This is a genomic window from Providencia rustigianii DSM 4541, assembly GCF_000156395.1.
Taxonomy (GTDB): domain Bacteria; phylum Pseudomonadota; class Gammaproteobacteria; order Enterobacterales; family Enterobacteriaceae; genus Providencia; species Providencia rustigianii.
The window spans coordinates 30,064-51,266 of sequence record NZ_GG703817.1 but is presented as its reverse complement, the minus strand read 5'-3'; the positions used below and the strand labels follow the sequence as shown (position 1 = coordinate 51,266).

At 40.1% G+C, this 21,203-nt stretch carries 21 protein-coding genes and 1 other annotated feature; of the genes, 6 read left to right on the top strand and 15 right to left on the bottom strand.

Annotated features, from left to right (window positions below; all coding sequences use genetic code 11):
- Positions 1-10 precede the first annotated feature (10 nt).
- From hisIE to hisG, 8 genes are read right to left on the bottom strand one after another with little or no spacing between them, the layout of a single operon-like run.
- Positions 11-622: a bifunctional phosphoribosyl-AMP cyclohydrolase/phosphoribosyl-ATP diphosphatase HisIE gene (gene hisIE, locus PROVRUST_RS00290; protein WP_006812660.1), complete on the bottom strand. Its 612-nt coding sequence runs from the start codon at positions 620-622 to the stop codon at positions 11-13.
- Complete coding sequence (gene hisF, locus PROVRUST_RS00285; RefSeq protein ID WP_006812659.1) at positions 616-1,392, bottom strand: imidazole glycerol phosphate synthase subunit HisF; 777 nt, start codon at positions 1,390-1,392, stop codon at positions 616-618. Before hisF ends, hisIE begins: the two co-directional genes overlap by 7 nt.
- Positions 1,374-2,111: a 1-(5-phosphoribosyl)-5-[(5-phosphoribosylamino)methylideneamino]imidazole-4-carboxamide isomerase gene (gene hisA / locus PROVRUST_RS00280; protein ID WP_006812658.1), complete on the bottom strand. Its 738-nt coding sequence runs from the start codon at positions 2,109-2,111 to the stop codon at positions 1,374-1,376. The genes hisF and hisA overlap by 19 nt, the downstream gene beginning before the upstream one ends.
- 4 nt (positions 2,112-2,115) lie before the next feature.
- On the bottom strand, positions 2,116-2,709 hold the full coding sequence (gene hisH, locus PROVRUST_RS00275) for an imidazole glycerol phosphate synthase subunit HisH (RefSeq protein ID WP_006812657.1): 594 nt from the start codon (positions 2,707-2,709) through the stop codon (positions 2,116-2,118).
- Positions 2,709-3,776, bottom strand: a complete 1,068-nt coding sequence (gene hisB, locus PROVRUST_RS00270; RefSeq protein ID WP_006812656.1) for a bifunctional histidinol-phosphatase/imidazoleglycerol-phosphate dehydratase HisB — start codon at positions 3,774-3,776, stop codon at positions 2,709-2,711. The genes hisH and hisB overlap by 1 nt, the downstream gene beginning before the upstream one ends.
- A gap of 13 nt (positions 3,777-3,789) precedes the next feature.
- Positions 3,790-4,860 carry a histidinol-phosphate transaminase gene (gene hisC / locus PROVRUST_RS00265; protein ID WP_006812655.1) on the bottom strand — a complete coding sequence of 357 codons (1,071 nt, stop codon included), beginning with the start codon at positions 4,858-4,860 and terminating at the stop codon, positions 3,790-3,792.
- 3 nt (positions 4,861-4,863) lie between these two features.
- Positions 4,864-6,180 (bottom strand): histidinol dehydrogenase, encoded by a 1,317-nt coding sequence (gene hisD, locus PROVRUST_RS00260; protein ID WP_006812654.1) that lies wholly within the window; start codon positions 6,178-6,180, stop codon positions 4,864-4,866.
- Positions 6,181-6,186: 6 nt separating this feature from the next.
- Positions 6,187-7,086: an ATP phosphoribosyltransferase gene (gene hisG, locus PROVRUST_RS00255; protein ID WP_006812653.1), complete on the bottom strand. Its 900-nt coding sequence runs from the start codon at positions 7,084-7,086 to the stop codon at positions 6,187-6,189.
- Between the two features lie 40 nt (positions 7,087-7,126).
- Positions 7,127-7,254: a sequence feature (His leader region), on the bottom strand.
- A 252-nt stretch (positions 7,255-7,506) separates the two neighbouring features.
- Between hisG and PROVRUST_RS00250 the strand changes: the two genes are divergently transcribed.
- Entirely contained in the window at positions 7,507-8,331 is an 825-nt protein-coding gene (locus tag PROVRUST_RS00250) for an SDR family oxidoreductase (protein WP_006812652.1), read from the top strand.
- Between the two features lie 52 nt (positions 8,332-8,383).
- On the opposite strand, the gene PROVRUST_RS00245 is transcribed toward PROVRUST_RS00250, so the two are convergent.
- Positions 8,384-9,007 carry a glutathione S-transferase family protein gene (locus tag PROVRUST_RS00245; RefSeq protein ID WP_006812651.1) on the bottom strand — a complete coding sequence of 208 codons (624 nt, stop codon included), beginning with the start codon at positions 9,005-9,007 and terminating at the stop codon, positions 8,384-8,386.
- A gap of 243 nt (positions 9,008-9,250) precedes the next feature.
- Here PROVRUST_RS00245 and PROVRUST_RS00240 point away from each other — a divergent pair, with 243 nt between their 5' ends.
- Both PROVRUST_RS00240 and PROVRUST_RS00235 read left to right on the top strand, forming a co-directional pair.
- Complete coding sequence (locus tag PROVRUST_RS00240; RefSeq protein WP_006812649.1) at positions 9,251-10,456, top strand: serine hydrolase; 1,206 nt, start codon at positions 9,251-9,253, stop codon at positions 10,454-10,456.
- A gap of 251 nt (positions 10,457-10,707) precedes the next feature.
- Positions 10,708-12,297, top strand: a complete 1,590-nt coding sequence (locus PROVRUST_RS00235; RefSeq protein WP_039853970.1) for a coiled-coil domain-containing protein — start codon at positions 10,708-10,710, stop codon at positions 12,295-12,297.
- A gap of 54 nt (positions 12,298-12,351) precedes the next feature.
- On the opposite strand, the gene PROVRUST_RS00230 is transcribed toward PROVRUST_RS00235, so the two are convergent.
- The 4 genes from PROVRUST_RS00230 to PROVRUST_RS00215 all read right to left on the bottom strand — a co-directional run bounded on the left by PROVRUST_RS00230 (position 12,352) and on the right by PROVRUST_RS00215 (position 17,374).
- Positions 12,352-13,719 carry an L-serine ammonia-lyase gene (locus PROVRUST_RS00230; protein ID WP_006812647.1) on the bottom strand — a complete coding sequence of 456 codons (1,368 nt, stop codon included), beginning with the start codon at positions 13,717-13,719 and terminating at the stop codon, positions 12,352-12,354.
- 154 nt (positions 13,720-13,873) lie between these two features.
- Positions 13,874-15,190: a serine/threonine transporter gene (locus PROVRUST_RS00225; protein ID WP_006812646.1), complete on the bottom strand. Its 1,317-nt coding sequence runs from the start codon at positions 15,188-15,190 to the stop codon at positions 13,874-13,876.
- A gap of 883 nt (positions 15,191-16,073) precedes the next feature.
- Positions 16,074-16,682, bottom strand: a complete 609-nt coding sequence (ybjG, locus tag PROVRUST_RS00220; protein WP_006812645.1) for an undecaprenyl-diphosphate phosphatase — start codon at positions 16,680-16,682, stop codon at positions 16,074-16,076.
- Positions 16,683-17,110: 428 nt separating this feature from the next.
- Entirely contained in the window at positions 17,111-17,374 is a 264-nt protein-coding gene (locus tag PROVRUST_RS00215) for a GrxA family glutaredoxin (protein WP_006812644.1), read from the bottom strand.
- Positions 17,375-17,563: 189 nt separating this feature from the next.
- On the opposite strand from PROVRUST_RS00215, the gene PROVRUST_RS00210 reads away from it, so the two are divergent.
- From PROVRUST_RS00210 to rlmC, 3 genes are all read left to right on the top strand, one after another.
- On the top strand, positions 17,564-17,926 hold the full coding sequence (locus tag PROVRUST_RS00210; protein ID WP_006812643.1) for a YbjC family protein: 363 nt from the start codon (positions 17,564-17,566) through the stop codon (positions 17,924-17,926).
- A gap of 96 nt (positions 17,927-18,022) precedes the next feature.
- Positions 18,023-18,529: a YbjN domain-containing protein gene (locus tag PROVRUST_RS00205; protein WP_006812642.1), complete on the top strand. Its 507-nt coding sequence runs from the start codon at positions 18,023-18,025 to the stop codon at positions 18,527-18,529.
- Between the two features lie 7 nt (positions 18,530-18,536).
- A complete protein-coding gene (rlmC, locus tag PROVRUST_RS00200; protein WP_039853968.1) occupies positions 18,537-19,664 on the top strand; it encodes a 23S rRNA (uracil(747)-C(5))-methyltransferase RlmC in 1,128 nt (375 codons plus the stop codon).
- 46 nt (positions 19,665-19,710) lie between these two features.
- Here rlmC and PROVRUST_RS19520 read toward each other — a convergent pair whose 3' ends face one another.
- Positions 19,711-20,547 carry a hypothetical protein gene (locus tag PROVRUST_RS19520; protein WP_006812639.1) on the bottom strand — a complete coding sequence of 279 codons (837 nt, stop codon included), beginning with the start codon at positions 20,545-20,547 and terminating at the stop codon, positions 19,711-19,713.
- 53 nt (positions 20,548-20,600) lie between these two features.
- Complete coding sequence (locus PROVRUST_RS19515) at positions 20,601-21,149, bottom strand: hypothetical protein (protein ID WP_006812638.1); 549 nt, start codon at positions 21,147-21,149, stop codon at positions 20,601-20,603.
- Between the last annotated feature and the right edge of the window lie 54 nt (positions 21,150-21,203).

Sequence of the window (21,203 nt, the reverse complement as noted above, 5' to 3'; positions counted from 1 at the left end):
CGGATAGAAATTATTGATGACGTTCTTTCAAGCGTTTTATTATTGCACTTAAATCTAAGTCTTGATCTTGCAATAAGACCATTAAGTGGTACATCAAATCGGCCGCTTCATTGGTTAACTCTTCACGATCATTGACTGTAGCGGCAAGTGCGGTCTCAACACCTTCTTCACCTACTTTCTGTGCGATACGCTTAGTGCCGCTAGCGTATAGACGTGCGGTATAGGAGCTTTCAGGCGAGGCGTTCTTGCGTTCTTTCAATAGGGTTTCTAACTCATAGAGAAAACCCCAATCGCTCTGGGCTGGTGCAAAGCAGCTAGTGGTGCCGTTATGGCAAGTTGGACCATCAGGCAGTGCCATAGCAAGTAGTGTGTCATTATCGCAGTCGGCAACAATATCCACTAAATTAAGGAAGTTGTTAGAGGTTTCCCCCTTGGTCCATAGACGCTGTTTAGTTCTGGAGAAAAACGTGACTTTACGGCTATCTAGCGTTACTTGTAGCGCTTGTTGATTCATATAACCCAGCATCAGCACTTCGCCAGAAATTGCGTGTTGGACAACCACAGGCATTAAATTATCGACTTTCTGCCATGCAAGCTGGTTACATTGTTCTGTAGTTAACATACTCTAATTTGAACTCCATTTTCTGCTAGGAATTGCTTTAAGTCACCGATGTTGATGATTTGCTTATGGAACACTGAAGCGGCTAAAGCGCCATCGACTCCCGCTTCACTAAAAGCATCGAGGAAGTGAACTTTTTCGCCTGCACCGCCAGAGGCGATGAGTGGAACTTGGCAAACCTCACGAACTTTTTTCAGTTGTACCAGATCGTAACCTTGACGTACACCATCTTGGTTCATCATATTCAACACGATTTCACCTGCACCGCGTTGCTGGGCTTCTTTCACCCAATCAAGGGTTTTCCAGCGAGTTTGTGTGGTGCGTTTTTCATCCCCAGTGAACTGGTAAACCAGATACTCATTGGTTTCTGCATCAAACCAAGTATCAATTCCCACGACAATACATTGTACCCCAAAGCGATCTGCAAGGCGGCTAATCAGAGTTGGATCAGAAAGTGCAGGGGAGTTAATAGAAATTTTATCAGCGCCGAAAGAGAGAATTTGCGCCGCATCATCAACACTTTTAATACCACCCGCCACGCAAAAAGGAATATCGATCACTTCTGCAACTTTAGCGACCCAACTTTTATCGACGACACGGCCATCAGAGGATGCGGTAATATCGTAGAAAACCAGTTCATCCGCACCTTCTTGAGCATAGCGCTGTGCTAATGGAACGATATCACCGATAATTTCGTGGTTACGAAATTGGACACCTTTGACGACTTGCCCGTCACGTACATCCAAACAAGGAATTATGCGTTTTGCCAACATTTGATTGCCTCCGCAACGGTAAATTTACCTTCCAATAAGGCGCGCCCAACGATCACGCCAGCAGCACCTGAAGCAGGAATAGCGGCGATATCATTTAGATTACCAATTCCACCAGAAGCTTGAATTTCAATATCAGGAAATTTTTGACTTATTTCACGGTATAAACTGACATTTGAACCTGACAACGTGCCATCTTTCGAGATATCGGTACAAAGGACATGTTTTAGTCCATAAGGACGATATATTTCAATGGCTTGCTCAAGGGTTAAATTCGAATTTTCTTGCCAACCACTGATCGCAATTTCTTTCACACCGTCAGCATTAATACGTACATCTAATGCTAAAACAATGGCTTCTCCGCCATAACGTTGGAACCATGTTTTTACCAGTTCTGGTTTGGTGACGGCAGTTGAACCAATCACCACACGGGTTGCACCTGCGTCTAATAACGCTTTTACATCTTCTTCTGTACGAATACCACCGCCGACCTGTACCGGAACTGAGACCCCTGCAAGTAGCTTTTTCAGTAGTGGGATTTGGCGCTTTTGTGGATCTTTCGCTCCCGTTAAGTCGACTAAATGCAGGAGTTTAGCCCCTTGTTTTTCATAATCTTGTAAGCGCGGTAACGGGTCATTACCGTAATCTGTCTGTTTGGCATAATCCCCTTGATGTAGCCGAACAACGGTACCATCGATTAAGTCTAAAGCTGGAATGATCATGGTTTTACATCTCCAAAAAGTTTTGGATCAAGCGAGCACCCGCGGCACCCGAACGTTCTGGGTGGAATTGCACGCCATAGAAATTATCTTTATTCACGGCACTGCTAAACCAATTGCCATATTGTGTTTGCGCGATGGTGTTGGCGGAAATAGGCATTGAATAGCTGTGTACGAAATAAAAATAGGCATCGTCGCTGATCCCTTTAAATAAGGAATTGCCCGCGAGTGCTTTCACTTGATTCCATCCACTGTGGGGAACGGGTAACCCATTAGCATCCATTTTACGCACTGGGCTATCGATTAATCCTAACAGTGGCACTTCTGTTTGACCTTCTTCACTTAAGCTACCGAGTAATTGCATTCCCAAACAAATGCCCAACACAGGCTGAGTTAATGCTTTAATCAATGGAATTAATTCGCGCTCTTCGAGTTTTTCCATCGCGGCGCTAGCCGTACCGACTCCGGGTAAAAAGACTTTATCAGCTTGTAGAATGGTGTTGGTATCACGGCTGATAATGGGGTCGTAGCCTAATCTTTTGACGGCATAAGCAACAGACGCTAAGTTTGCACAGCCAGTATCCAGAATAACCACGGTCATCACAGCACCCCTTTGGAGCTTGGTAAAGTATCCCCTTCAACGCGGATAGCTTGGCGTAGGGTACGACCGAACACTTTAAACAGGCTTTCTGCTTTGTGGTGATCGTTTTTCCCTTTGGTTTTCAGGTGCAGAGTGCAGCCCATCGCATAGGATAACGAACTGAAAAAGTGTTCAATCATCTCTGTGCTTAAATCACCAACGCGTTGATACTTGAATTCAGCTTTATATTCGAGGTGTGGGCGACCGGAAATATCCAGTGCACAACGTGCTTGGCATTCATCCATGGGTAGAACAAAACCGAAACGGGCAATGCCACGCTTATCCCCAAGAGCGACGCGTAATGCTTCACCTAGCGCTAAGCCGGTATCCTCCACGGAATGGTGATCATCTATAAACAGGTCACCATTAACTTCAACGTTTAGGCGGAAACCGCCATGAGTCGCGATTTGGTCAAGCATGTGGTCAAAGAAACCCACACCAGTACTGATTTTGCTGCCACCTTCTTGGTCTAACCACACTTCAACTTGAATATTGGTTTCTTTGGTCGTGCGTTGAACGAGAGCATGACGATTACGTTTTGTCAGCTGGCTGGTGATGGCATCCCAATCGAGTTCATTAGCGTTGTAACGTAATCCCTTGATCCCCATATTTTGAGCCAGCTGAATATCCGTTTCGCGATCGCCAATCACATAGCTATTTTCAGTATCGAGTACACCTTCGTTAAGGTAGCTTTCCACCAATTTCGTTTTTGGCTTACGACAGTCACAATTATCTGCTGGCATATGCGGGCAAATGAGTACTTCATCAAAGCGGATACCTTGAGATTCAAACACCTGCATCATCAGATTATGAGGTGGCTCAAAATCCTCTGTTGGGAAACTGGCTGTGCCTAGACCGTCTTGATTGGTGATCATCACTAAGCGGTAGTTGGCTTTTTGTAATGCCAATAGGCTTGGGATCACATTATTTTCAAACGCTAACTTGCTTAAGCTATCTACTTGAAAATCAGTAGGTGGCTCAGAAATTAAGGTTCCATCACGGTCGATAAAAAGAATTTTCTGGCTCATAACTATTCCCTAATCAGCAAAGTGCTTTAATAGCTTCAATGACACGGACATTTTCAATTTCTGTCCCAATGGTGATCCGCAGGCAGTCAACCAACCCCGGCTGTTTGCTTTGGTCTCTTAAAATAATGCCTTGATCCCAAAGTGCTTTGAAAACACGGGCACCATCTTTAAAACGCACCAAAATGTAGTTGGTTTCGCTGGGATAAACCGTTTCAACGACGGATAACTCACGCAGTGCTTCAGAAAGTGCGATGCGATTTTTTCTAATCCCTTCGACACGTTTTTTCATGGTGGTGACACCATCATTATTCAGTGCTTGCGCTGCGATAACCGCAACAGGTGTTGAGAGTGGGTAAGGCGCGATCACTTTCAGTAAAACTTCGATCACTTCAGGGGACGCTAAGGTAAATCCACAGCGTAATCCTGCCAGTGCGAAAGCTTTGGACAGTGTTCTTAAAATGACTAAGTTAGGATATTTTTCTAGCCAACTCGCGACACTAAATTCAGGGCAAAATTCAATATAAGCTTCATCCACCACCACTAATGCACGTCCAGCCGCCATGTCTAAAACTTCTAGCAGTGCTTTATTGTCGATGATATTGCCGGTCGGATTATTTGGGCTACAAATATAAATCAGTTTCGTGTTGGACAGGTTTTCACGGATCGACGGGATATTGAGTGACCAATCTGGTAGCGATAGGATTTTTTTCTGTTCAACACCAAAGGTTTCTGCGCTAACACTGTACATGCCATAAGTTGGTGGACAAAACATCACGGCATCTTTTCCCGGCTCACAAAATGCGCGGATTAACAATTCGATGGATTCATCGGCTCCGCGACAAACAAGAACTTGCTCCGGAGAAATCCCTGCATAAGCGGCATAATTTTGAATCACTTCAGCAGGCTGTGCTTCAGGGTAGCGGTTCAAATTACGTTCGTTAAATTGGTAATCCGGTGCGGTCGGGTATTCATTGGCGTTAAGCCATACATCCCCGTTGCCCCCAAGGCGGCGTGCCGACATATAGGGGGTCATAATTTTTACATTTTCGCGTGCTAGGCTGGCGGCATTAAACGTCTGGCTCATGATTCACTCCTGATTTTGTTTTTTTAGTTCGGAGACTCGTAGGGTAACGGCGTTTTTGTGGGCAGTGAGTTGCTCAGCTTGTGCCAGTGTTTCAATGGTTTTAGCCAATCCTAATAGTCCCTGAGCAGAGAGTTTTTGCACGGTCATTCTCTTCATAAAGTCAGCTAAGCCTAGGCTCGAATAGGTGGCGGTATAGCCATAAGTCGGTAATACGTGATTGGTTCCTGATGCATAATCTCCCGCAGATTCTGGTGACCAATCGCCGACAAAAACAGATCCTGCGTTGGTGATTAATTCTACGAGATCATCTGCATTGCGAGTTTGTAGTATTAAGTGTTCAGGTCCGTAGCTGTTACTGATTTCCACACATTGGTCAATGGAATCGGCAATAATCACTCGGCTGGCACTCAGGGCTTCACGTGCTATTGACGCACGAGACAGCGTCGCTAACTGTTTTTCAGTTTCTACGATAACTCGCTGAGCAAAATCTTCATCATCAGTCAGTAAAATAACTTGTGAATCTGGACCGTGTTCAGCTTGAGATAATAAATCAGAAGCAGTAAATGCAGGATTTGCTTGGCGGTCTGCAATCACTAAAACTTCAGAAGGTCCCGCTGGCATATCAATTGCTGCACCGTCGTAGCTTTGGCTCACTTGGCGTTTAGCTTCTGTTACATAGGCATTTCCCGGACCAAAAATTTTGTCAACACTAGGAATACTTTCTGTACCAAATGCCATTGCTGCAATGGCTTGGGCTCCGCCGACTTGGAAAATATCGGTGATACCACACAGCTTAGCGGCATATAAGATTTCATCTGCAATCGGTGGGGGGGAGCAGAGAATAATTTTACGGCAACCTGCAATATTAGCGGGAGTACCCAACATCATTACGGTAGAAAGTAATGGGGCTGAGCCACCGGGAATGTACAAGCCAACAGAATCAATTGGACGAGTCACTTGCTGGCATACGACTCCTGCTTGAGTCTCTACAGTAATGGGTTCAGGTTTTTGCGCTTCGTGAAAACGACGGATATTTGCAATGGCCGTTTTCATCGCTGTTTTGATGTCATCACCAAGGCGAGCTTGGGCTTCTTCAACAGCATTCGGTGAAATACGAACAGACGAAATCGCTGTTTTGTCAAAACGTTGACTGAGTACTTTGAGGGCAATGTCACCCTCTTGGCGAACGTGATCAATGATTTGACTAACAGCAGCGCTAATATTGCCTGATGCGGCGATAGCAGGGCGCATCAGCAGGGTATTTTGCTGTTCTTCGCTGCAAGTTGACCAGCGAATTGGTTGATTGAATCCCAGTTCCATGGTGACTTACTCCATCATTTTTTCAATAGGTAATACGAGAATTGAGCTAGCACCCAGTGATTTTAGTTTTTCCATGGTTTCCCAGAATAGGGTTTCGGAGCTTACCATGTGCATTGCAACTCGGTTCTTATCACCCGCTAATGGCAGGATGGTTGGACGTTCAGCTCCCGGAAGCAGAGATATGATCTCTTCCAGTCTTTCTCCCGGTGCATGCAACATAATGTATTTTGATTCACGTGCTTGGATTACGCCTTGAATACGGGTCATCATGCGGTCAATAAGTTGCTGTTTATCGGATGACATTTCTCCATCACGCTGAATTAAGCAAGCTTTTGAACGGTAAATGACTTCCACTTCTTTCAATCCGTTAGCTTCGAGGGTGGCACCGGTGGAGACTAAATCACAAATCGCATCGGCTAAACCAGCGCGTGGCGCAACTTCGACTGAGCCATTGAGTAAGCAAGATTTAAACTTCACGCCTTTTTCATCAAAGTAGCGCTTCAGTAGGTACGGATAAGATGTTGCGACGCGAGAGCCATTTAGGCATTCAGCACCGGTGTAGTTAAAATCTAATGGTGCCGCTAACGATAAGCGGCAGCCACCAAAGTCGAGACGGCGTAAAGTTTTAAATTGTGGATTCTCGCCACGAGCTTGACGGCTAAGTAACTCTTCCTCTAATACGTTTTCACCAATGATTCCGAGGTCTACAACACCATCAATAACCAGTCCGGGGATATCGTCATCGCGAACGCGAAGTAAATCAATAGGCATATTTTCTGCATAAGCAATCAATCGCTGTTGTTGTAAGTTGATTTTTATACCACAGCGAGCCAGTAGCTCTCTTGATTCATCGCTCAAGCGTCCAGATTTCTGTATTGCGATACGTAAACGTGATTTGTCCAACATAATATTACCCCACACCCTAAAAATATCTTTTTGATTAATAATAAAAAAACCCTCGGAAGATTATCTTCCGAGGGTTCTCTTTATTTGCATTTCAGCCACCGGAAGAGTCGTTGATCGTCTTCCAGCACACATCGCCCAAAAGACTAATCAGGATGATGGTGATGATGATGGTTGCGTGAAATACGAGTCATAATAGCTTCCGTTTAGTTATTTAGATAATTGCTTAAACATTCAATACTTATCAACCTATCCGATTTCATACTATGAATGCAACCCTTTTTTTTAAAATAACTAATAATAATTAGTTCGCGGTTTTTTATAGTGATAAATTCCTTATAAAATAGCTTCGGAAGTTAAATGATTTTCAGCTAATCTAAGAGTTAGTGATTGGATGATTTATTTAGCCTCTAGGATAGCAACATGAAAAAAATTACTATTATTGGTCTTGGTTGGTTAGGACTGCCGTTAGCAAATGCACTAATGGCGCAAGGGATGCGCGTTACCGGAACCAAAACTCACGCTGATGGCGTTGAAGCCGCAAGGGCGGTAGGAATTGATTGTTATAAATTACAGCTAACGCCAAATATTCAGTGTAATTCAGAGGATCTCAATCAATTAATGAAGGATTCGGATGTGATGGTTATCTTGCTACCACCGTCCAAAGTCACGCTATCTGAATATGTGTTGGCGATTGAACAATTAGTGGATAGCGCTATTGCTTATAAAATTCCGAGAATTATTTTTACCTCTTCCACCTCAGTTTATGGGGATGTTAATGGCGTGATTGATGAAGAATCGCCTTTATTGGGGGAAACGGCATCGGCGAGAGCGTTAATTGCTGTTGAACATTGGATGCATGGCCTACCCAATATTCGCGTAGATGTCTTACGCTTGGCGGGATTAGTTGGGGAAAAACGCCATGCCGGACGTTTTTTGGCAGGAAAACAGCAAGTCAAAGGTGGCAACCAGCCGGTCAATATGGTGCATCAAGATGATGTGATTTCGGCGATTATCTTGCTGATCCAACAATCGGAGGGGGGGAATACGTATAATTTATGTGCGCCAGAACACCCAACAAGAAAACAGTTTTATACTCATATGGCGCAGTCTATCGGTTTAGTGCCACCAGAATTTATTGTTGACGAACATGAAGATACCGGAAAAACGATTGATGGTGGGTGTATCAGTGCAGATTTAGGATTCGAATACCAATTTATTAACCCCCTTCAGATGCCGATGAGTTAATTGATAGAGAAATATTATCGTGGCGCTAAATAGCTAGTGCCACGATTAAATATTACTTAATTGGCAGCATCACTATTTCTTGGAATGCAGGGCGTTTAGTTAACGCTTGATACCAACGTTCTAAGTGAGGAAATTCAGGACGCTCAGTCACAATTTCATGCCATGGATAGAATAATGGTGCAATGGCGATATCGGCGATACCAAATGCATTTCCACTAAAATAATCTTGTGTTGCAAGGGCATCATCGGCAATTTTCAGTAACTTCTCGATATTCTGATAAATCACTTTGGCTTGCGCTGGATCTCTATCAGCTTCCGGTACACGCACGATTTTATTCATCATCTGTTTGATGTGGTCAAACAAATTGGCACTGCTCCAATCCATCCATTTATCAGCCGCTGCTTTTTCTTGTAAATCACGGGCTAACAATAGGTGAGAATGATCATATTTTTCCGTAAGGTAACGTAAAATTGCATTCGATTCCCACAGCGCAAACTGATCATCCTGTAGAGTTGGGATGGTGCTGTTTGGGTTCATTTTTTTATATTCTGGTGTATCAAGTCCACCAAATGGACCACCAACATCTTTTTGATTATAAGGAATATTCAGCTCTTTCAAGCACCAGAGTACTTTTTTGACGTTTGAAGAGTTAGTGCGTCCCCAGACAGTTAACATTGGAATCTCCCATGATTGTGTTTGACCCAGTAAAGATAGATGAAATTACCGGAGAGAGAAACCTGTTTGTTGATTGTTGGTAGTCATATCAAACTATTTTGTTTAGGGTATAGGGATGCGTTCAACATTGTCGATATTTTGCTGTATCTGAGTGAATTTTAATTTATTTTTTATGGTTTCTAGTGGAAGAATGTTTGAGTGTTATGAAATGTTTTAATGGTTATGAATTGCAAGGAGTGACCGATGAGTAAGAATATGTTGTCGTTAAAAACTCGAAGTGCGGGAATTGGGTTGAGTATGTTAGTTGTCATGAGCAGTAGCGCGTATGCGGCTCAGACTCCGGTTGCTCCACAAATTGATGCTAAGGCATTTGTGTTGATGGATTATGACAGCGGTAAAATTCTTGCGTCAAGCCATCCTGATGAGCGTTTAGATCCCGCAAGTTTAACCAAAATTATGACGAGTTATGTGGTTGGGCAAGCGGTCAAAGCCGGAAAAATTACGCCACAAGATATGGTGACTGTCAGTGAAGCCGCATGGGCAACAGGAAACCCAGTGTTAAAAGGTTCTTCATTGATGTTTTTAAAACCAAAAGACCAAGTTTCAGTATTGGATTTAAACAAAGGGATCGTTATTCAATCAGGTAATGATGCCAGTATTGCGTTGGCAGAGTATGTAGCGGGAAGCCAAGAATCGTTTGTTGATTTGATGAATAGCTATGTACAGAAAATAGGATTGACGAATACACACTTTAAAACCGTTCATGGTTTGGATTCTGAAGGGCAATACAGTACCGCGCGTGATATGGCGGTGCTAGCACAAGCATTGATTCGCGATGTGCCAGATGAATATATTTTGCACAAAGAGAAAGAATTTACCTTCAATAATATCCGTCAACCTAACCGAAATCGCCTATTGTGGAGCCAAAATCTAAAAGTTGATGGTGTCAAAACGGGACATACCAGTGGTGCAGGTCATAATTTAGTGGCTTCAGCAACGGATGGTCCAATGCGTTTGATTTCAGTTGTTTTGGGTGCTCCAAGCGACAAAGTTCGTTTTTCAGAAAGTGAAAAATTATTGACGTGGGGATTCCGTTTCTTTGAAACCGTGACACCGATTAAAGGGGATGCGGTATTACAGAAACAGCGTGTATGGTTTGGCGATATTTCTGAAGTTCCTTTGGGGGTCGAAAAGGATGTTGCAGTGACAATCCCTAAAGGTCAGCTACAGAACTTGAAAGTAGATATCAAATTAGATAGTGACTCCCTTGAAGCACCATTAGCACTGAATCAAAAAGTAGGGACGATAAACTTTATCTTGAATGGTGAAGTGGTTGAACAGCACCCATTAGTAGCTAAACAAGCCGTGGAAGAGGCGGGTTTCTTTGGCCGAATTTGGGATTATGTGATGAAAACTATCACAGGCTGGTGGAATGCCATTTTTGGATAAGTCACCTCGAATAATTTAAATTTTATCTAAAGGTCTCGAATGAGACCTTTTTTATTTGCACTGTATAACATTAGAGAAATTTACAGATAAACTTCAATTGAAATATTTCAAAATCGATTTAATAATCATTCTAATCCTTTGACTATTAATTATTTAATGTTAATTAATAATTGATTTATCAATCGATGACTATTTTATTTTTGTATCAATTAAATTATTTATTTTTATCTATCAAGATGAGGGATTTATCTATGCGCATTTCCATGGAAGACAGAATGCAACAGTTACAAAATCAACCGAATACCAAAGGGATTGGTGAAAACAGTGTGCAGGGGGGCCGCGCAGATAACCGTGGTGAAAATAGTGGGGTCATGAAGTCAGGTGATGCAATAGATTCCGGTAAAGGAGGGGGGACTGTCATCGGGGGGAACACCTTAAACTTGCATACTAATAATCATGTTATGCAGGGAGGAATTGCACGTAATGATGGGATAAATGAGGGAGGAATTGAAGGGGGGCATAGTACTAACTTTGGTTTAAATAATAATGAATTGAATGGGGGAGCGGCAAATAATGAACTGGGTTCAACAAACCATGAAAATTCGTTTATTAAAGGGGGTAATGCAGTCAGAGAATTACAAAGTGGTATTGAAAAATATCAAGGTATGCAGAAGCAACTATCTGAAGCTAATCAGGAAATTATTCGTAAAAATAAAGAATTATTGGCACTTCAAGACAGAATTCAATTACAACAAGTGGAATTGAAAGAACAGCAACAACTGCTGGCGGATCAAAGTCAACACTCTCAGGAAACTCAGCGTAGATTAAATGAGGCTCAGCAACTGCTAGCAACCAATGAACAAGAGAAACAACAACTACATTCTGATTTAGCAAAAACTAAAGAGGATGTGACACAGCTGCGTTCCGATATGAAGGCACAACGCACAGAAATTGAAGCGTTAAAAAAAGCCGTTGATGAAGGGAAACAGGAAATTGGTGATTTAGAGTTTAAATTGGAACAAGCCAATGGCGATAAAGATAAACTAGAAGAACGCCTGAAAATTCAGCAAGAAAGAAATAAAAAACACGAAGAAAAAATCGCACAGATTGAATGTAAAATTGATGATAAAACCAAAGAAATAGCGTCATTAAATAGCAAATTACAAGATGAAGATAAAAACAGTCAAGGAATGAATGCAAAAATTAATAGGCTAAATAATGATATTGCTAATTTAAAAGGCGTTTTGGATAAGAAAGTGACCAAAGAGACTGAATGCAGTCAACGAGTTGTTAATCTGCAGGATAAAATAGGCAAGTTAGAGGCTGAAAAACAAGGGTTAGCTGATTTATTACAACGTGAACTTGAATCATATCGAGATTTAGAAAGACAGTATCGTGAGTTTAAGTTGTCAGTGAAAACTGATCGTGAAACGTTTAGGGAGCTTAGACCTATGCTAGATCAAATTAATCGTTTGGCAACAGAAGGGAAAGATATCTTAAACCAGCCAGAAAAATCAGCGACGACGATAACATTATCGGCCTCAGTCTCATCGTTAGATGCGAATGAGCCTCCAATGACCGATAAAATCTCTGCCGGTTATGCTCAAAATCATGGGGATAACTCTGGCACCATCCGTGGCGGTGATAGTGTTAGCAACTCAATCGTAGTGAATGGTATGGTTATTGAAAATGAGCAGGTTGCCGATAAATTAGCAGAAAGTATGAGTAGTTTAGCTCAAAGTGCTGAAATGATAGCGAAAGAAGCATCTGATTCGATACAGGGGACGGCTGGAGCCGTGGGTGTTTTTGTTCAAACACAAACACCATATCAAGTTTATTAATAAAAAAATGCCTGCAAATATGCAGGCATTTTTACTGAAAAGAATTAGAATAAATTATTCACAGCGCCCTAATTTAATCGCTAAGCCACCTTGGGAGGTTTCACGATATTTTGCATTGATATCTTTGCCAGTTTCATACATGGTTTCAATCACTTTATCGAGGCAAACACTCGGTGCGCTGACACGGCGTAGAGCCATTCGAGCCGCATTGACGGCTTTGACCGCCGCGATTGCATTGCGCTCGATACAAGGAACTTGAACTTGTCCACCGACAGGGTCACAAGTTAATCCCAAGTTATGCTCCATAGCGATTTCTGCGGCAATACAGACTTGCTCAGGGCTTCCGCCCATCAACTCAGCTAGACCCGCTGCGGCCATAGAACAAGCTACACCCACTTCCCCTTGACAGCCTACTTCGGCACCTGAAATTGATGCATTCATTTTGTACAGAGTGCCAATCACTCCGGAGACTAAGAAGTAACGGGTATAGGAGTTTTCGTTGACTGGACGAATAAATTTATCGTAGTAAGCCAGTACCGCTGGGATAATTCCACATGCTCCGTTAGTGGGCGCAGTAACAACACGACCACCGGCCGCATTCTCTTCGTTTACGGCTAACGCGTACATGTTAATCCAATCAATCACCGCCATTGGGTCGGTATTATTGACATCCGAAGTGACTAATTGGCGACGTAATGCCGCAGCACGGCGTGGTACACGAAGTGGGCCCGGTAATAATCCTTCAGTTGTGACACCACGCTCAATACCTGCTTTCATAACCTCCCACACCGATGAGAGATAAGCAGAAATTTCTTCTTTACTGTGTAGCGCTAATTCATTCTGCATGACTAAAGCAGATAAAGATAATCCAGTCTCTTTACAGTGTTTCTGTAAATCTGCTGCATATTTGTAGGGATAAGGAACTTGTACCGCATTTTCAGTTTCTTGACCGAAATGCTCTTCATCGACAATAAATCCACCGCCGATAGAATAATAATTTTTGGTATAGATGACTTTATCGCCTGCAAATGCAGTGATTGTCATACCATTTTCATGTAATGGAAGGTTGGTTGAATGGAAATTCATGCCCCCTTCAGTTGGGAAATCTACTTCATGCTGCCCTTGAGCCAGTAGTAATTTACCGGTTTGCGCAACATTTTGCATAAAGGCTGGGATAGCATCAATATCGATGGTGTCAGGTAAGTTACCTGCTAGGCCCATGATGATTGCCATATCGGTTGCATGGCCTTTACCTGTCAGAGACAGAGAACCATAAACATCAACAGAAATTCGTGTTGTAGAAGTGAGTAAATTCTGGTGGATGAGGTCATCGACAAACTGTTTACCGGCTTTCATTGGGCCGACAGTGTGCGAGCTGGAGGGTCCGATACCGATTTTGAAAATGTCGAATACGCTGATCATATTCTGTAATTCCTATATTAAAGAATCCCCATCATACTGTCATTTACAGGGCCTCTGTTGTCAGTATGGTGATGATATAACATCCCCCAATTAGCCAGATTGATATAGGTTAATTGGGGGCATGATTTCAATTAATTACGCATTAATTCTTTAATTAGAAGAATAACTTGTAAGTTGCTGCTGAGATTGCGACTAGACCCATGATAACCACAAAAATATTGCTGAGTTTACCTGAGTATTTACGCATTGCAGGAACTTTGCTGATGGCATACATCGGCATTAAGAACAGTAAGATAGCGATGACTGGACCACCAAGGCTTTCAATGATTTCAAGAACACCTGGGTTCCAAGTTGCCACTAACCAAGTTGTTATCAACATGAAGATAGCAGTACCACGGTTTAATTTTTTGATATTAACCGTTTTACCTTTCGCGCGGTATGCTCGCTCAACTAAGCCATTAAAACCTTCACGAGCACCTAAATAGTGACCCAAGAATGATTTAATGATAGCGATGAATGCAATGATTGCTGCGGTATATTTAATGAATGGCTGATCAAAGTAGCCAGACAGGTAGTCAAGGATACTGATGTTTTGTGCTTTCGCCGCAGCAAGGTCAGCTGAAGATAGCGTGAATACGCAGCTGATGACGAAGAACATAACAGTAAATACCATCAGAATGTGCGCTGAGGCAAGAATGCGTGAACATTTCTTTTCTGCTGCTTCATCATACTCTTCACGTTTTGCAACGGAGAATGCAGAGATAATCGGTGAGTGGTTAAAAGCAAACACCATCACTGGAATTGTTAGCCAGATAGTAATCCAAATACTTTGTCCACCGGTATTTTTTGCTGTTTCTGCTACGTTTGCTAAAGACAGCGTGTCCAGTGCATCAGCACTCCAGTGAGGGATCATATAGATAGAGAATGCAACCAGTACCGCAATGAATGGGAATACTAGGAAGCTCATCACTTTAACAATATATTTCTCACCAAAAGCCACAATTGCCATAACACCACCGACAAGGATCAAAGCTAGCAACCAACGAGGTGGTGCAGCAACGCCGATAAGTTCAGTCAGGAATTTGTTGACGTTATTAGTAATGGAAACACCATAAACTAATAGAATAGGATAAATAGCAAAGAAATAGAGCAGGGTGATCCAGTTACCTGCGGTACGACCAAAATGCTCTTCCACTACTTCAGTAATATCGCCATCTTTCTTTGAACCAGAAAGGACAAAACGAGTTAAGCCACGGTGAGCAAAAAAGGTCATTGGGAAGGCTAATACCAACATCAGAAGTACGGGTAACAGTCCGCTCATACCTGCGTTGATAGGTAAAAATAAGACACCAGCACCGATCGCTGTACCATAAAGTCCAAGCATCCACACGGTGTCAGTTTTACGCCAAGCGGTCGATTTCCCTGTTTGCGAGGCTGTTGTGTTGATGGAACCAACTTTTGTTGCATCCATAATAGTCTCCAAAAATAAAAGTCAAAAATAAAAACTAGGTGACGAATAATTCGTCTAAACGTTGTAGTGCCTAAATAAGTAGGCTCTTAATCTTTTTGTACGATTAATCAATCGTTCAATAACAATGGCTTTATACGTAACAATCTGATTGGAAATAAAACTAAGATGAATATGAAATTCATTTTCAATCAGTTTTGTAATTTTATAAGTAATTTTTAAAGATGGTTTTTGAGTGTGAGAATCTACATTTTAACAGAACAAAATGCCGTGATCATTATCTCAAAAGAGAAATATCCCCTGCGTTTACCGGTTTGTGGTGAATTTTATAAAAATGTTAACTGAATTTGAGTTAGGTTTGGTTGGCGGGGGATATTCTTAATACCTTGAAAACGATTAACTGACATTTTTATTAATATAAAAACACAAAAGATGAATAATATTATTATATTAACGATTTTTTTATCATTGATTGAACTATAACCATATGCACTTATTTAATTTTAAAATTCTTGAAATTGACTATTTTCACTAGTAGTAAGTTTTATGTAACTAATTGTTTTTCATGTGATTGTTATTATTTTGGTAATTAGTTAATAACGCAATTAATTTTATGGCTGAATCGATGCCTATAAAAAATATGTTAATTAAATTTTAGTATTTGAGATTGGATAAGTAATACTTATTTTTCTTCGCGAAAAATAATGAAAAAGCGTTACAGAATATTTGTTAATTATTTGTGTCAATATTTAGTTGAAAAATTCAAATAAATTTAAATCGATAAAAAAGAAATAAAAACAAACTTTGATTTAGCGCAATATTTTTATGTGGGAGAAATGAGGGAAGGAAGTGCTGGCAATAACAAGTGCCAGCACGTTAAATAAGATTATGGCTGCATCCAGCCTTTACGAATTAGTGAACCAAAGATGCGTTCATACAATTGAGTAATAGGTTGCTGGATTTTGTGGCCACCAAGACTCCAAATGAGTTGAGATATACCACAGGCAATAGCGGCAAGGATGAAAGCACCAACCATATCCAGTGGCCAGTGAACGCCAAGATAGATTCGTGACCAAGCGATAGCGATGGCTGGGATCATAAATACCATACCAACCCATGTTCTTAGCCAGAATAAGAAGGCAAATACAAAGGTAAAGACAATCGTGCCATGGTTACTTGGGAATGATGGGGTAGGTTCATGATCCAATAACGCTTGACCGACTCCCATGACAAATGGGCGATCATGTGGGGCGAGGTAGCCAATCAGCCAAGAAATAGTCAGACCAATGACTAAGGCATAAGCTGTCTTACAGGCAAACGCTCTTTGCCGCATCATATTTTGGGGGGCTCCCCAGAACCAGCAAGCGACAGTAAATAGTGGAAATATGAGGATCATGCGCTTGGCAACAACAGTTGCTAAGGCAATTATTCCACTTGCAGATTCAGATGTCGCAGTGATCAGGTTGAACAGGTCCAGATTCAATTGTTCCAGCACGATTTAAGTACCTCGGACATTAGTAACTCATGGGTATTAAAAACATAGCAATGGCAATAGGGAGGCGGAGTAAAACGTCATTATTGAGCCTTTGCTACTCAAGGTGACAAATTTACTTTTTGTTAATCATTTACTCAATCAATATTTATTAAATAGGATAGATTTATCAGCGTCATGGGTAAACGATAGAAATAAAAAACCCGATAGCATGAAGTAATCAAATGGCTATCGGGCTCCTCAATATGGGGACATCAAAGAAAAGCAGTGGCATAACTTAGGACTCTAATAAATGAAGAAAGTTCTTAAGGTGATTAGAAAAAAGTCATTTTTGGGTATGAGAAATTTTAAATAGCACAAAATGAACAAAAAAAGCCCCAAAACGACAGGAATCGTATAAGGGGCTTCTTGAAAAGAAAATTGAGATAAATTTATTTATATAGATTCAGATTCTCTTTTGCATAAGCTTCGAAATCAGTGCAACCACCGATATGTTTTTCATCAATAAAAATTTGTGGAACAGTTTCTACCGTTTTACCAACGGTTTTAGACAGGTCTTCTTTACTAATACCTTCCGCTTGAATGTCGACATAGCGATAATCAAAATCGTCACGTTCATTTTTCAGTTTTTCTGCAAGTTCTTTCGCACGAACACAGTATGGGCAACCAGGGCGACCAAATATAACAGTGTACATAATATCTCCTTAAATTTTAGAACTCAGATTCTAATAGTGACTCAAATATTAAAAACAATGCCCAATACTATGCCAACATCAGCTTAGAAATAAAAGTTGAATTTTCCTTTCATAGCTATAGGTAGCATATATAATTCGTAGCAGTGCTACAGATGTCTTAGTGCAGACTTGAATTACAAGGAATAAAAGATGAATAAGCAGGATCAACCTACTAAAAATACAAAAGGAACCATGCGTTCATTAGCGGATATGCCAAAACCTGTGTTGGTTTTGGAGGGAATTGGCATTATTTTATTAATGACCGTATTATTGGCAACCAATGGGTATATCACTCTACCAGAAATATTAGCCAGCTCGAGCGCGATAATTACCATGATATTGGTGGGAGTGGGATGCTTAGTGCCCGCCATGATTAATATTATTTGGCGAGCGGTTCATGGGTTAACTTTTTTGGGAATGGATAATAAATCTACGGGTTCTGACCGTGAGCGAAAAAATCACCAGAAAAAATCGACAAACACCGGTGACAAAGCAGACGAAAAGCAGGATTAAGCATGGTTTTACTGGTGTTTAACTATCAAATGTGTGAAGATTATCCGCTTTTCTATTAGTTATTTTGTTATTTTGAGTTGAAGAAGGTTATTGATCATGGACTCCATTTGTTCCCTAAATATCCCACAATTACGTGAATGGCTTGACCAACTCAAAACGTCCTATTTCGAGTGTGACTCTTGTTCCGCATTGCACCTACCTCATCTGCAAAATATTGAGGGTATTTTTGATGCAAAATTAGACATTGTTAATGATGTTTTGGTGTTATCGGCACTCGCGGAGTTAAAACCAACCGCAATTATTACATTGGTCGCAAATATTAGCCAAATTAACGCCAGTTCACTGACGGCTAAAGTTTTCCTCGAAATCAACAATGAAAATTTACCTAAATTAGTTGTTAGTCAATCTTTTCCTGCAAAAGCCGGGATGAGCTATGAGCAGTTTAAACTCTTTATGGAGCAGGCTGACGAGCAAATATCAGGGATTGTCTATGAGATTTTCAGCAATGATTTGCTGTATACAAACCAAGATGAGAGCGAAGAATCAGACGAAGAAGAGTTTGAATCTGACCCTGATGATAAACCCTCTGTAATTATTCACTAAATATCGTATGCATTGTGAAAAATATTTGGCGGGAGAATGTCACTCTTGCCAGTGGCTTGAGCTATCGCCAGAACAGCAACTTTCCCGCAAACAAGATAATCTGCAATCTTTATTGCCATCCCTTGAGTCATCATTATTCTTGACGCCAGCGACGGGGCCTTCTGAAGGTTTTCGCAATAAGGCTAAAATGGTGGTTAGTGGGAGCGTTGAAAAACCAATTTTTGGTATAATTAATCGAGATGGAATTGCGGTTAGTTTAACTGATTGCCCATTATATCCAGCAGAATTTTCCCCTGTATTTGAACAATTGACTCCGTTTATCGCGAGAGCGGGGCTTACCCCCTATAATATTGAGCGTAAACGAGGGGAGTTAAAATACATCTTGCTAACGCAAAGCAGACAGACTGGGCAGTTTATGCTGCGTTTTGTTTTACGTTCTGAGAAAAAAATTGAGCAATTAATAAACGCATTACCTTGGTTACAAGAAAAACTTCCAGAACTCTCTGTGATCACTGCGAATATCCAACCTGTTCACATGGCGATTCTGGAAGGGGAACAGGAAATTATGCTAACGGAGCAACATGCTCTACGTGAAGTATTTAACCAAGTTCCCCTGTTTATTCGCCCTCAAAGTTTTTTTCAAACTAACCCCATAGTGGCAGCGAAACTATATCAAACTGCGAGAGAATGGGTTCAAGAATTAACTATCTCAAGTCTTTGGGATCTATTCTGTGGTGTCGGGGGTTTTGGTTTACATTGCGCTGATCAGAATATCAAATTAACGGGTATTGAAATTTGTGCGCCTGCGATTGAATGTGCCCGCCAATCAGCCCAAGAGTTGGGATTACAAAAAGTGGAGTTTCAAGCGTTAGATTCCACAAATTTTGCAACTAGCCGACAAGATATTCCAGATTTAGTGTTAGTGAATCCACCAAGACGGGGTATTGGTAAGAATCTGTGCAATTATTTATCGGATATGCACCCAGAGTATATTCTGTATTCCAGCTGTAATGCGCAAACTATGGCAGAAGATTTACAACAATTGTCAGGCTATCAAGTCTGTAAAGTGCAGCTGTTTGATATGTTCCCACATACTGCACATTATGAAGTGTTGTGCTTGTTGAAGCGAAAATAATTTAAGAATGACAGATGGAGATATTTTATCTGTCACTCAATAGTCATTAATAAAAATTAAACATATTTTTTATAACACGGCTCAAATTAAATTTAAGATTATAAGAATGAATATCTCCAGATTGGTTGATATATAAACTGCCTTTTTTATGTTTTATTATTGGTAATTTTTCAGAAATAGAATTCACCATTTTTTTTACATCAGTTTCATTCGAATAGATATCCCACTGTTTATAATGACCATAAACTGTAGCTTTGGTTATGTTTTTTATTGTGTCATGCTGTTTTAACTTTATTTTATAATTATTCAATAAATCTATTTTTACTTTATCTTTTATGAGTGAGTTTTTTATATGATTTTGAATGTCTATAAAATTAAATTCAGGTATTTTTAATTTTATCTTACTACCTATTTTTTTATCAATTGAAAAAATACTAGCTAATACTTGACCGGATTTTGTTTGATGGGTTTTTCCCAACGCATTGAAATTATCTAATATTGCTGAAATATTTTCATGAAATTTATTCTTATCCTCGGTGATTAATAACCCTTTTTCAGCATCAAAAAATTTATAAATAGTGATATCTGCACTTTTATTTTTCTTTGCAGATATTGCCATGCAATGACCTTTTATCGATATAAGACAATAATAATAGCCTTTTCTATCTAGTGCCATTTCGATACAGTTTTTGATCTCATTTTTAGTTTTTAATTGGCCAAATGTAGACATATTTACATTGTTATCTATGGTATGAGTATTATCATTGATGAGTCCTGAATTAAGCTTTCTTTCAGTTAATTGTAAGTTACTTTCTTTTAATTTATAAGAAAAAAAGCAAATCAAAAAATTAGAGATATCTTTGTTGTTTAAAGGGATTTCCATTTTTATTTTAAAAAGTAATTTATCACTAATATTAAACTCATTTTTTAATGAGTCTATTTTTTTATAAAAATATCTAAGCTATGGATAGTATCATATTCATCGATTAGTACAGAAGGGTCATTGAATATATCCGTTATTTTATTGCCTGAAACTATTCTTTTTATATATTCAATATTTGATTCATTTTGTTTTTTTCTATCAAAAATCAACTCTCTAATCTTTGAGCTCATTCTATCAAAATCAAATGAATTCCCATAACTAATTTGATTGTTAATACCTTGAGAAATTAATGATTCAAAGATAGGTAAATTAAATTTGATAATTGAGTTTCTAATGTATTTGTCTAAGATATTATCTTTTATTTTATCGCAAGATATAGCACTGAAAGAATCACTGATTTTTTTAATATACTCTGATCCAAGATTACTATTTTCATACATTAAGAAACTATTGGATATTCCATGACAGATACCCAGCTTAATAGGGGAAATATTGGATGTTTTTATAAGTTTATTCTCAAATCTATCAGGTTTTTTTTCGGTAATATAAGTCAGCATAGGTTTTTGTTTGAAAGGAATAGAATATTCAATTTGTGTAGCCATAAAAAATCAACCTTATTGATATCGTTTTTGACTTTATATGTTACTGACGAACTA